Genomic DNA, 12,577 nt, shown 5'->3' on the forward strand with positions numbered 1-12,577 from the left:
GTGGGCGGGGCTGTCAGGTCACGACCTGCTTGCCCTTCATGCGGTACGAGCGGCCGCGGAACACCGCAATGCGCTCGCCGCTCTGGTTGCTCACCTCGATGTCGTACACGCCCATGCGCGAGCCCTGCGAGACGACGCGGCCGGTGGCGGTGAGCCGGTCGCCCGGCTTTCCGGGGCCGAGCAGGTCGACGTCGAAACCCGAGGCGACGGTGAGCTCGTTGTACGAGTTGCAGGCGTAGGCGAAGGCCATGTCGGCCAGCGTGGCGATCAGCCCACCTTGGCAGGTGCCGAAGCCGTTGAGCATGTCCTCGCGCACCGTCATCGCCACGCTGGCGTGGCCGGGCGAGATTGCAGTGACCTCCATGCCCATCGCGTGGGCGCAACGGTCGGTCGCGAACATGGTGTCGCGCACCCGCTCGGCGAGGTGCTGCGCGTCGCTGAAGCTGGTGTCCTTCATGGGCTCAGCGGTCCGTGAAACGGGGTGCGCGCTTGGCGAAGAAGGCGGTCACGCCTTCGAGGTAGTCGTGGCTCATGCCCAGCCGCCGCTGCACCTCGCCTTCCATGCTCAGTGCGGCGGAGAGATCCATGTGGTCGGCGGCGGCGAAGGCGCGGCGTGTTTCGGCCAGGGCCTTGGACGGCATGCCGGCGAGCCGCTCGGCCAGCGCCTTCGTCTCGTCGGCGAGCGCCGCGTCGTCGACGCAGCGCCAGATCATGCCCAGGCGCTGCGCGTCCTCGGCGTTGCACTTGTCGCCGAGCAGCGCCAGCGCCATCGCGTGGGCCCGGCCAACCAGGCGCGGCAGCAGCCAGGTGCCGCCGCAGTCGGGCACCAGACCGATCTTCGAGAAGGCCTGGATGAAGGAGGCGGATTTCGCTGCCAGCACGATGTCGCAGTTCAGCGCCAGATTGGCGCCGGCGCCTGCGGCCACCCCGTTCACCGCCGCGATCACCGGCACCGGGAAGTGGTGCAGAAGCATCGCCAGCGGCTTGTAGCGTGCTTCGATCAGGTTGCCGATGTCGCGCGGCGGCGCACCGGGCGTGAGGTCGGGGGCGATGGCCGGGTCCGACAGATCCTGGCCGGCGCAGAAGCCACGGCCGGCGCCGGTGATGACGACGCAGCGCACCGCAGAGTCGGCGGCAGCCGCCTTCAGCTCCGTCGACAGCGCGTCGTGCATCGCGCCGTTGAAGCTGTTCAGCGCCTGCGGCCGGTTCAGAGTGAGGGTCTGCACGGCGCCATCTCGATGGCTCAGTACAGGGGCGGCATCGTCGGCCATCGGCACCTCGGGGGTTGATCCTGCAATTCATCGACCGATCGGTCAACGAAAGTTAATGTAGGTCAATCGGCCGGCGCGGGCAAGCCGCCGCCAGCCCGGGTATTCACCAAGGAGCGAGCGAGAGGGGGTGGCCGGGCGGGCGCCCGGCAAGGCTCAGGACTTCTTCCAGACGAACGGGAAGGCGAGCTGCTTGAGGAAGCCGTCGGGCACGTAGTCGCCCTGCACGCCGTAGCGGTCGGGCCACTTGCGGTCGGACTGCACCGCGGTGCCGAACAGGTGGTCGAGGAATGCGAAGTGCGCCGCATAGTTGCGATCGATCGCTTCGTCGTCCTGCGAGTGGTGCCAATGGTGGAAGTTCGGTGTGACGATCAGGTAGCGCAAGGGCCCGAGCCGCACGCTCACGTTGGCGTGATTGAACACCGCCTGGAAGCCGACGATGACGATGTAGGCGTCGATCACTTCCTTGCTGAAGCCGAGCACGTAGATCGGCGCCAGCACCAGCGTGCGCGTGATCAGAAGCTCGACGATGTGCTGGCGCGAGCCGGCCAGCCAGTCCATGCTCTTGGCGCTGTGGTGCACGGCGTGCAGGCGCCAGAGTACGGGCACCTCGTGGTACGCACGATGCGTCCAGTACTGCACCAGATCGGCCACCAGCACGATCAGGAACAGCGCGACGAAGAAGTTCAGGTCCTGCACCCAGAAGCGCACGCCGTCCTTCGCCGCCCAGCCGAACAGCTTGTGCACCAGCAGGTTGGTGGCCAGCAGCACGAAGCCGACCACCATGTGGTTGACGATGAAGTGGTGGAAGTCGGTCTGCCATTCGGCGCGGAACACCGGCTGCTGCTTGCGCAGCGCGAACAGCTTTTCGACGAAGATGAAGATCAGCGAAGAGCCGAGCAGGTCGAGGATGAACCAGTCCAGGCCGATGTAGGGCGTGTTGTCGGCGAAGTCGTTCACCGGCACCTTGTGGCCGCCCAGCAGCGCCGTCAGCGCCACCAGTGCGAAGGCTGCGAGCGCCAGCCAGCGTGCGCGGCCGAACACGGTGTTGAAGATGGCGATGCCGCCGGCGATCACCAGTGCCGCATACATGATCTTGCGGATGATGTCGACGTTGTACGACTGGCGCAGCTGCGGCGTCGTCAGGTACTCGGGGAAGTGGAAGGCCAGGACGCCCAGGAAGCACAGGATCGCCAGCGACAAGGCGATGATCCCGGAAATGAGGCCCTTGCCGGGCCGCAGCTCGCCGTGCGATTCGGTGAGCTGGTTGAGCTTGTCGAGTTCCTGCATCTGCGTGCGCCTCCCTGCGTCGCGCCGGATGATACGGGCGGGGATCGGGCTCAGGCGGTGCGCGCGTGTTTCATCGGTTGCGCCTCGAGCGCGGCGTGATGCATGCCGCGCAACACGTCGCCCACCACGATCACCGCGGGGCTGCCCAGGCCATGCTCCTCGACCAGATCGGCCAGGCCGCCGAGCGTGCCGACCGCGTGGCGCTGCTGCGGCAGGCTGGCGTGCTGCACCACGGCGACAGGTGTGCCGGCGGGCAGCGCCTCGAGCAGGCCAGCCTGCAATGAGCGCACCGTCGACACGCCCATGTAGATCACCAGCGTCAGGCCCTGCGCCGCGGCGGCGGCGATGGTCGGCCAGTGCAGCGAGGCGCCATCGCCACGCGCGTGGCCCGTCACCATCATCACGCCGTGGGCGTGCTCGCGGTGCGTCAGCGGCACGCCGAGCGCGGCCGTGGCGGCCAGGCCGGCGGTGATGCCGTTGACGACATTGACCTGGATGCCTTGCGCACGCAGGTGCTCGGCCTCCTCGCCGCCGCGCCCGAACACGAAGGGGTCGCCGCCCTTCAGGCGCACCACGCGCTCGCCCTGCAGCGCCTCGGCGGCCATCAGCTTCTCGATGAAGGCCTGCGGTGTGCTCGCACAGCCGCCGCGCTTGCCGACATGCACGATGCGCGCGCCGCGGCGCGCGTAACGCAGTACGCCTTCGCCGACCAGGTCGTCGACGAGCAGCACGGTGGCGGCGCGGATGGCGCGCACGGCCTTGAGGGTCAATAGATCCGGGTCGCCGGGGCCGGCGCCCACCAGCGACACGCGTCCTGCCGTCATGCGGTCTTCTCCTGGGTTTGCAGCCGCTGCAACGCTGCCAGCGCCGCGACCAGGCATTCCACCTGCTGCTGCAGCGGGCCGGGGGCCGGCTTCTCCCCGCTGACCACCGACTGGATGTACAGCGCCGTGGTGGCGGCGTCGTTGCTGCGGGGCAGCACGGGCAACTCGGTGAGCACGCCCTCCTGCGCCGCGCGCGACAACTCGGGACGCAACTGCCCGGCGAGGAAGACATCGAGCCGCGGCAACCGGCGCGGGTCCGCCACCGGCTCGCCCTCGGTGCCGCGCAGCAGCATCGCGTTGGCCAGCGTCTGGCCGAGAAAGCCGGTGAGCATCGTGCCGTATTCGGGGTGGGTGTAGTTCACCACGCGCAGCGAGGGCGATTGCCGCCCCGGCGCTAGCAACTTGGCCACCGTGTGCGCCGGGTTGCGCAGGCCGATCACGCGGCGCGCGTCGAGCAAGCGGGCCAGCGGCGGGCAGAGTGCTTCAGTGCGGATGAACACCGGCTCGCGGCGTTGCCATGCGGCGTGAATGTCGCCGGCGTCGCTGGCGCTGGGCAGGCCCAGGGTCTGGAAGATCTCGGCGGTGGTCACCCGGCCCGGGTCGTGTTCGGGCCCGTGCACCAGCACCGGCACGCCCTCCTGTGACAGCAGCAATGCCAGCAGCGTCGTCAGGTTGGGCAGCTTGCGTGCGCCGTTGTACGAGGGCAGCACCACCATCGGGTGCTGTGGATGCAAGCCGATGCAACGTTCGTGCGTGGCCTGCAGGAAGCCGGCGAGCTCGTCGGTGGTCTCGCCCTTGATGCGCATCGCAATCGCGAATGCGCCGATCTCGAGGTCGGTGACATGGCCGTCGAGCACCTGGCTCATCAGGTCGTGCGCCTGCTCCTGGGTCAGGGCCCGCGCGCCTTCCTTGCCTCGTCCGATTTCCTTGATGTATGTCGCGATGCTCATGCATGTCCCCCCTCACGGCATCGCAATGTTCATGCCGCCCGTTGTCGGAGGCGAACGATACGCCTGAGTTCCGGAATGCACGATCCGCAGTTGGTGCCGCATCGGAGTTCGCTCTGCAGTTGCGCGAGTTGTGCGTCCGGTGTGCCGCTGCAATGTGACAGGGTCTCGCCGACCTGCGCCTCGCTGACATCGAAGCAGCTGCAGATCTGCCGGCCGCGCGCGGGCAGAGCCATCGGCGCCTTCGCGCCGGGCTGCAGCAAAGCCCGGCCGAAAGCCTGTGCGCTCGCACCGTCCTGCAGCAGCGGGCGCACCCAGGCCTCGGCGCTGATGTCGCCAGCGAGCAGGAAGGCCTCGAGCCGCGCGTCGCTGCCCTGCGGCGCGAGCTTCATGCAACGCTGCTGGCCGCGCCGGCGGTCGGCATAACGCAGCACGCCGGGCTGGTCGAGCTGCAGCACGGTTTCGATCTGTTGCACCAGCTCCTGCGGCGGCGGCTCATAGGACGCAGCGCGGAACATCACCCCGCAGCGCTCGCGCCCGAAGGGCACGGCGGTGGCGAAGGCGAAGGCACCCATCGCCTCGCGCAGCAGCGCCTGCGCGCGCAGTGCCTGGCCTTCAGGCAACCAGGCCATGGCGAGCAGCTGCCATGGCAACTCCGCCTTGAGGATCTTCACCGCGGCGTGCTTGAGTTCGGGCTGCTTCGAGCTCGGGCAGAAGGCCGGGCTGGTCAGCGAATTGACGCCGGTCATGCGCGCGCCGGTGGCGCCGCGGCCGGACAGGTACTCCTCGCCCCAGTGCATGGCGATGAAGCTCTGCGCCGGTGCGACCTGAGCGCTGGCGCGTGCCGGCAGCACCAGCGTGCCGCGCCGCGAAGTCACATGCACCAGGTCGCCCTCGGCAAGCTTCAGCCGGGCCATGTCCTGCGCATGCATGTCGATGTACGGCTCGGCCACATGGCCGAACAGCCGCGCCACGGTGCCGGTGCGGCTCATGCCATGCCACTGGTCGCGCAGCCGGCCGGTGTTCAGCGAGAACGGATAGCGCGCGTCGCGCGGCTCGGCGAGCGGCTCGTGGCGCGTGTCGGCGAAGCGGGCGCGGCCGTTCTCGGTCGGGAAGATTCCGTCTTCGTACAGCCGCGCCCGGCCGGTCGTGGCGCCGCTCGGGAAGGGCCATTGCTGCGGCGCTTCGTCGAGCTGCGCATAGCTCAGGCCGGTGATGTCGAGGTCGCGGCCGCGCGTCGTCTCGCGGTGCTCGTTCCACACTGATTCCGGTGTGGCATAGGCGAACAGCGTCGGCCGGCCAGGTCTCAGCCGCGCCTCGAGCCGCTGTGCGAAGGCGGTGCCCACCGCCCAGTCGTGCCGCGCCTCCCCCGGCCCCCAGACGGCAGGGCGCACGCGGCTGATGCACCGCTCGCTGTTGGTGACGGTACCGTCCTTCTCGCCCCAGGTGGTGGCGGGCAGCAGCAGGTCGGCATAGGCGCAGGTGGCGGTCGTGGCGAAGGCCTCCTGCACCACCACGAACTCGGCGCGCTCGAGCGCGCGCCGCACGGTGGCCTGGTCGGGCAGCGACTGCGCCGGGTTGGTGCAGGTGATCCACAGCGCCTTGATCTGGCCATCGGCAGCCGCTTCGAACATCTCCACCGCGGTCTTGCCGGGCAGCGCGGGCACCTCATCCACGCCCCACAAGCGCGCGACCTCCGCGCGGTGCTGCGCATTGCCCAGGTCGCGATGCCCCGACAGCAGGTTGGCCAGGCCGCCCACCTCGCGCCCGCCCATCGCGTTGGGCTGGCCGGTCAGCGAGAACGGCCCGGCACCCGCCTTGCCGATCTGACCGGTGGCCAGATGCAGGTTGATCAGCGCGGCGTTCTTCGCTGTGCCGCTGGCGCTCTGGTTCAGCCCCTGGCAGTACAGCGACAGCGTGGGCCGGCGCGGGCCGCCGTTGGCGTCACTGCCGTCCAGCCCGGCGAACCAGCGCGCGGCAGTCACCAGGTCGGTCTCGGCGATGCCGCAGATCGCCGCCACGTCCTTGGGCGCGAAGTCGCGCACGCGGTCGCGCAGCGCCTCGAAGCCCTGCGTGCGCGCAGCGATGTAGGCCGTATCGGTCAGGCCTTCCCACAGCATCAGGTGCAGCAGGCCGTTGAACAAGGCGACGTCGGTGCCAGGCAGGATCTGCAGGAACAGGTCGGCGGCTTCGGCGGTGTCGGTGCGGCGCGGGTCGACGACGATCAGGCGCAGCGCCGGGTTGGCACGCTTGGCGTCCTCGATGCGGCGGAACAGGACCGGGTGCGCGAAAGCGGTGTTCGAGCCGGCGATGAACAGGGTGTGCGCGTGGGCCAGATCATCGTAGCAGGCCGGCGGCGCATCGGCGCCCAACGTCGCCTTGTAGCCCGCCACCGCGCTGCTCATGCACAGGCGCGAGTTGGTGTCGACGTTGTTGGTGCCGATCAGGCCTTTGGCGAGCTTGTTGAAGACGTAGTAGTCCTCGGTGAGCAGCTGGCCGGAGAGGTAGAAGCCCACCGAATCCGGGCCGTGCTCGCGGACCACGCCGGCGAAACGATCCGCCGCCAGGTCGAGCGCGGCCTCCCAGCCCACGCGTTGCGGCGCCTCGCCGCGCGCCAGGCGCTGCATCGGGTGAAGCAGCCGCGTCTGCAACGTCACCTCGGCGGTGGCGGACAGGTGCAGCGTGCTGCCCTTACTGCACAGCCGGCCGAAGTTGGCCGGGTGGTCCGGGTCGCCGCGCACGCCGGTGATCTGCCGCCCCTGCGACTCGATGATCACCCCGCAGCCGACGCCGCAGTAGGGGCAGGTGGATCGGGTTTCGGCCACGTCAGGCGACCGCGTTGCCCGGGTACAGGGCCAGCGAGTTCAACTCGTCGACGTCGAGCGAAACCACGCCGGATTCCACCTTGACGGAAAAGCGCGTCGTGCAGCCGATGTCCGGCGCCTTGGCGCAGCCGTCGGCCAGGCCGATGGTCCAGTTGTGCAGCGGGCAGGCGACGCTCTCGCCGAACACGATGCCCTGGCTCAGCGGGCCACCCTTGTGCGGGCAGCGGTCGAGCAGGGCGAACACCTTGTCCTCGGCGTTGCGGAACACGGCGACTTCGGCGCCGTTGGCGCGCGACACGCGCCGTGCGCCAAGCACAGGGATTTCGTCGACGCGGCAGATCACTTTCCACTGGCTCATCACAGCGCTCCCACGGGGGTGAACTGGCGGGTGTCGACCGAGGCCTTGTCGAACTCGAACCAGGGGTCGGGCTCGCCGTCGAGCGAGAACTGCAGCCGCTCCCACAGGCTCTTGCGCAGCGCGTGGTCGTCGAGGATCTGCTTCTTCACATAGTCCAGCCCGACGCGGCCGACCCAGTGGCAGGTGCGCTCCAGGTACCAGCCTTCCTCGCGGTACAGCTGCAGGAAGGCGCCGCTGTACTCGAGCACCTCGGCAGCGGTCTTGAGCTTGACGAGGAACTGCGCCACCTCGGTCTTGATGCCGCCGTTGCCGGCGACGTAGATCTCCCAGCCCGAGTCGACGCCGATCACGCCGACGTCCTTGATGCCGGCCTCGGCGCAGTTGCGCGGGCAGCCCGACACGGCGAGCTTGACCTTGTGCGGCGCGTACATGCGCCACAGCGCTCGCTCCAGGTCCTTGCCCATCTGCGTGCTGTCCTGCGTGCCGAAGCGGCACCACTCGCTGCCCACGCAGGTCTTCACGGTGCGCAATGCCTTCGCATAGGCATGGCCGCTGGGCATGCCGATGTCCTTCCAGACGCCGACCAGGTCTTCCTTCTTCACGCCGAGCAGGTCGATGCGCTGGCCGCCCGTCACCTTGACGGTGGGGATCTTGTACTTGTCCACCGCGTCGGCAATGCGACGCAGCTCGTCGGCCGTTGTCTCGCCGCCCCACATGCGCGGGATCACCGAGTAGGTGCCGTCCTTCTGGATGTTGGCGTGGCTGCGCTCGTTGATGTAGCGGCTCTGCGGATCGTCCCTGGCCTCCTTCGGCCAGCTGCTGATCAGGTAGTAGTTGATCGCCGGCCGGCAGGAGGAGCAGCCGTTCGGCGTGCGCCAGCCCAGGCGCTTGTAGACCGAGTCGATGGTCAGCAAGTGATCGGCCTTGATCGCCTCGCGCGCCTCCTGGTGGCTGGCGTCGGTGCAGCCGCACATGGCCTTCTTGGTCGGCGCCTTCGAGTAGTCGCCACCGGCGGTGAACATCAGCAGCTGCTCGACCAGGCCCGTGCAGGAGCCGCAGCTCGCGCTGGCCTTGGTGTGCTTGCGTACCTCGTCGAGCGTGAACAGGCCCTTGTCCTTGATGGCCTTGCAGATCGTGCCCTTGTTGACGCCATTGCAGCCGCACACCTCGTCGCTGTCGGCCATCGCCGCGGCGCGCGTGTTGCCTTCGTGGCCGGTGTCGCCGATGTTGCTTTCGCCGAACATCAGCTTGTCGCGGATGTCGGCGATCTTGCGGCCCTCGCGAAGCAGCTTGAAGTACCAGGAGCCGTCGACGGTATCGCCATACAGGCAGGCGCCGACGAGCTTGTCGTCCTTGATGACGAGCTTCTTGTACACGCCGCCGAAGGGGTCGCTCATCACGATCTCCTCGCAGTCGCCACCGCCAGTGAAGTTGCCGGCCGAGAACAGGTCGATGCCGGTCACCTTCAGCTTGGTGCTGGTCTGGCTGCCGGTGTAGCGGCCGATGCCGAACTCGGCCAGGTGCGTCGCGCAGACCTTGCCCTGCTCGAACAGCGGCGCCACCAGGCCGTAGGCGATGCCGCGGTGCGCTGCGCATTCGCCGACCGCGTAGATGCGCGGGTCGGTGACGGTCTGCAGGGTGTCGCTGACGACGATGCCGCGGTTCACGTGCAGGCCGATCTTCTCGGCCAGCTCGGTGTTCGGGCGAATGCCGGCGGCCATCACCACCAGGTCGGCAGGGATCTGTGTGCCGTCCTTGAACTGCACCGCGGTGACACGACCATCGGCGCCGCCGACCAGGGCCTGCGTCTGCGCACCGATCATGAATTTCAGGCCGCGGTCCTCGAGCGACTTCTGCAGCAGCCGGCCGGCGGTGTCGTCGAGCTGGCGCTCCATCAGCCAGGGCATGATGTGCACGACGGTGACCTGCATGCCGCGCAGCATCAGGCCATTGGCGGCTTCCAGGCCGAGCAAGCCGCCGCCGATGACGACCGCATGCCGGTACTTCTGCGCCGCGTCGATCATGGCGTTGGTGTCGGCGATGTCGCGGTAGGCGATGACGCCTTCGAGTTCCTTGCCGGGCACCGGCAGGATGAACGGGTTGGAGCCCGTGGCCAGAAGCAGGCGGTCGTATTCCTCCTCGGTGCCGTCGGCGGCCTTGACCACGCGGCGGCGCCGGTCCACGTCGACCACCTTCTTGCCCAGGTGCAGACGGATGCCGTGCTCCTCGTACCACGACAGAGGGTTCAGCACGATCTCGTCGAGCGTCTGCTCGCCGGCCAGCACCGGGCTGAGCAGGATGCGGTTGTAGTTCGGGTGCGGCTCGGCGCCGAAGACGGCCACGTCGTAGAGCTCGGGGGCGATCTTCAGCAGTTCTTCGAGCGTGCGGACGCCGGCCATGCCGTTGCCGACCATCACGAGCTTCATCTTCTTCATGGGCATCTCCGGGGAGCGATCAGAGCAATCGGGGTGCCACGCGACGATCGGCGCAACCGCAATGGAGGTCGGCGCCGGCAGCGTGCGCGGCGACGAGAAACCGGAGGGTGGTGTGTACGACGGTCATGACGGGCTCCAGGGGGCCATGTCCGGACAGGCCGGATTGGCGGAGATACATCACCGCGCACGTCGATGTGCGCGCGGCCGGCGCCTTGGCGCGAGCCGGGTGCGTCGTTACACCCGGCGGGGGAGAAGCAAACGACGGGCCAGCATTGCCCGCCGATTCAACGTGTCTGCTGCACCACAGTGGTGCAAACCCTGCCGGTGGTCGCAGGGCGCAGGCGTGCTTCGGCTCTCACCGTGGTGCACTCGCGGGACCGCGCCCGGGATTCGGATCGGCCAAGAAGCCGAGCCTTCGAACCCCTCATTCGAGCGGTGCGAGGCAGCCGACCCTCGTTATGATGGTTTTCAAGTTAGGGAGGCGGAGGTAAACGGGCGCGCCCGTTCCTTGTCAATCGCCCTGTCGAAGCACAAGATGGTTCAAGCGCCCCGGGATGTGCCCGCGGAACCCGCGAAAGAATTCCGATGACCGAAGTCACCTCGCCTTCCAGCCTGCCGCGCGCCGAACCGGCCGGCAGTGTGCTGGCGGCGTTGCGTTCCAGCGAAGGTGAAATGAGCGCCGCGCTGCTCGAACTGATCGAACGGCTGGAGTTGCCCTTCGGCGTGAAGGACGTGGCCACATCGCAGTACCGGCACGTGAACGGGCGCCTGGCGGCCCTGTTCGGTACCACGCCCGACAAGATGATCGGCACGGCCGATGCGCAATGGCTGGAAGCGGCTCAATGGCCGGCGCTGCGCACGGCGGAGCACGCCGCCCTGGCCATGTCCCGCGGCGCATTGACCGAGCATCGCCTCGATATCGGCGGGGCCAGGCGAGAGTTCAACGTGGCGCGCGTCGGCTTGTCTTCGGCAGACGGCACGCCAAAGCTGATCTGCAGCCTCTGGACGGAACTGACGGCACACAGGCAGCGCGAGGCGCAACTTCAGCAGGCGCTGGCGCAACTCGAGCAGCAGCAGCTGGCCGCCGAGGCCTTGCGCCGCGAGACACAAGACCAGACGTTGCGCGACAACGTCACGGGGCTCTACCAGAAGATGCACTTCGAGGACCAGTTGCGACGCGAAGTCGACCTCTCGTCACGCGAGCACCGCGAGTTCTCACTGGTGTCGATCGCGCTCGACCCGCCTTCCGAAGAGGTCAAGGCCATGGGCACCGAAGCCCATACGCGCATTCTCGAGGCGCTCGGGCGCCTGTTGCGCGGCAACACGCGGGCGATGGATGCCTCGTGCCGCCTGGACAACTCACGCTTCGCCGTGCTGCTGTCGGGCGTCGGGCTGGCCACGGCGCACTCGCGCATGGAAGGCCTGCGTCGCCAGTGCGCCACCCAGATCGTCGTGCTGCAGGGGCGCAACATCGGCTTCACGGTTTCGATGGGCGTGGCGAGCTTTCCGCACACCGCGCACACGCAGGACGATCTGGTCGGCGCGGCAGAGACTGCGCTCGCCGAGGCGCGCAAGCGCGGCGGCAACCACGTCACGCTGGCCAGCATCCGCTTCGCGCTGGAATAGCCCCGGCGGCTCGCGCCAGCGGCTCATCCCGCCAGTCCCTTGTAGAGCATGTACGCCGCCAGCGCGTACAGCATCAGCGCGAACACCCGCCTGAGTTGTCGCATGTCGAGGCTGTGCGCCGCCCGTGCGCCCAGCGGCGCCGTGCTCACGCTCGCGACGGCAATGCAGAGCAACGCCGGCACGTACAGATAGCCCACGGCGCCGGGCAGGGCCGGCGGCAGGTTCCATCCGCCGATCACGTAGCCCACCGTGCTCGCCAGCGCAATCGGGAATCCCAGCGCCGCACTGGTGGCCACGGCGTTGTGGATCGGAACATTGCACCACGCCATGAAGGGAACCGAGACGAACGCGCCGCCCGCGCCGACCAGGCCGGAGAGGAAGCCGATTCCGGCGCCCGCCGCGCCCTGGCCCAGCGGCCCGGGCATGCTTCGCGACGGCGCGGGCTTGCGGTCGAGCAGCATCTGCGTGGCCGAGAAGCCGACGAAGACAGCGAACAGCACCGCGAGCGCCGCGCCCTTGATCAACGAGAACGCGCCGGCACCCGCCAGCAGCGAGCCGATCACGATGCCAGGGGCGATGCCGCGCACCAGATCCCAGCGCACGGCACCCCGCTTGTGGTGTGCACGCAGACTGGAGATCGATGTGAACAGGATGGTCGACATCGACGTGGCGATGGCCATCTTCACGGCGAGTCCGGGCTCCACGCCGCGAGCCCCGATGATCAGGGTGACGAAGGGCACCATGAGCATGCCCCCGCCGATGCCCAGCAACCCTGCGAGGAAGCCGGTGCATCCACCGAGGACGAGCAGTTCGATCAGGAGCGTGGGCGAGGGCAGCGGCATCGGCGAGGATTCTTCGGGCCTCGCGACGGGAGATGCTCCGCTCGGCAACACGTGAGGACGATACTGGATTGTGCCCTCGATGCCTTCGCGCTATAACCGAGCCACCTGCGGTCTGGGCCAGCATCATGGCCCGCCAGCCAGCCCTGCCATCAGCCGGGTATC

The 12,577-nt window shown here is 68.6% G+C and carries 10 protein-coding genes; 1 reads left to right on the top strand and 9 read right to left on the bottom strand.

The window, feature by feature from the left end; all coding sequences use genetic code 11:
* Nucleotides 1–13: 13 nt before the first annotated feature.
* The 8 genes from paaI to nirB form a co-directional block, all read right to left on the bottom strand.
* Complete coding sequence (gene paaI, locus HZ992_RS07955; RefSeq protein ID WP_209386128.1) at nt 14–457, bottom strand: hydroxyphenylacetyl-CoA thioesterase PaaI; 444 nt, start codon at nt 455–457, stop codon at nt 14–16.
* Nucleotides 458–461: 4 nt separating this feature from the next.
* A complete protein-coding gene (locus HZ992_RS07960; RefSeq protein ID WP_209386129.1) occupies nt 462–1,271 on the bottom strand; it encodes an enoyl-CoA hydratase-related protein in 810 nt (269 codons plus the stop codon).
* A 153-nt stretch (nt 1,272–1,424) separates the two neighbouring features.
* Nucleotides 1,425–2,558 carry a sterol desaturase family protein gene (locus HZ992_RS07965; protein WP_209386130.1) on the bottom strand — a complete coding sequence of 378 codons (1,134 nt, stop codon included), beginning with the start codon at nt 2,556–2,558 and terminating at the stop codon, nt 1,425–1,427.
* A gap of 50 nt (nt 2,559–2,608) precedes the next feature.
* Entirely contained in the window at nt 2,609–3,382 is a 774-nt protein-coding gene (gene cobA, locus HZ992_RS07970; RefSeq protein WP_209386131.1) for a uroporphyrinogen-III C-methyltransferase, read from the bottom strand.
* On the bottom strand, nt 3,379–4,332 hold the full coding sequence (ybiB, locus tag HZ992_RS07975) for a DNA-binding protein YbiB (RefSeq protein ID WP_209386132.1): 954 nt from the start codon (nt 4,330–4,332) through the stop codon (nt 3,379–3,381). Before ybiB ends, cobA begins: the two co-directional genes overlap by 4 nt.
* A gap of 29 nt (nt 4,333–4,361) precedes the next feature.
* Nucleotides 4,362–7,154 (bottom strand): nitrate reductase, encoded by a 2,793-nt coding sequence (locus HZ992_RS07980; protein WP_209386133.1) that lies wholly within the window; start codon nt 7,152–7,154, stop codon nt 4,362–4,364.
* 1 nt (nt 7,155) lies between these two features.
* The gene (gene nirD, locus HZ992_RS07985) at nt 7,156–7,512 is read right to left on the bottom strand and encodes a nitrite reductase small subunit NirD (protein ID WP_209386134.1); all 357 of its coding nucleotides are present in this window, start codon (nt 7,510–7,512) and stop codon (nt 7,156–7,158) included.
* Nucleotides 7,512–9,947 carry a nitrite reductase large subunit NirB gene (gene nirB / locus HZ992_RS07990; protein WP_209386135.1) on the bottom strand — a complete coding sequence of 812 codons (2,436 nt, stop codon included), beginning with the start codon at nt 9,945–9,947 and terminating at the stop codon, nt 7,512–7,514. The genes nirD and nirB overlap by 1 nt, the downstream gene beginning before the upstream one ends.
* A 585-nt stretch (nt 9,948–10,532) precedes the next feature.
* On the opposite strand from nirB, the gene HZ992_RS07995 reads away from it, so the two are divergent.
* Nucleotides 10,533–11,573 (top strand): GGDEF domain-containing protein, encoded by a 1,041-nt coding sequence (locus HZ992_RS07995; protein ID WP_245213393.1) that lies wholly within the window; start codon nt 10,533–10,535, stop codon nt 11,571–11,573.
* 23 nt (nt 11,574–11,596) lie between these two features.
* Here the strand turns inward: HZ992_RS07995 and HZ992_RS08000 are convergent, their stop codons facing one another.
* The gene (locus HZ992_RS08000) at nt 11,597–12,415 is read right to left on the bottom strand and encodes a sulfite exporter TauE/SafE family protein (RefSeq protein WP_209386136.1); all 819 of its coding nucleotides are present in this window, start codon (nt 12,413–12,415) and stop codon (nt 11,597–11,599) included.
* Nucleotides 12,416–12,577: the final 162 nt, after the last annotated feature.

This window comes from Rhizobacter sp. AJA081-3 (genome assembly GCF_017795745.1).
In the GTDB taxonomy this organism is placed as follows: domain Bacteria; phylum Pseudomonadota; class Gammaproteobacteria; order Burkholderiales; family Burkholderiaceae_C; genus Piscinibacter.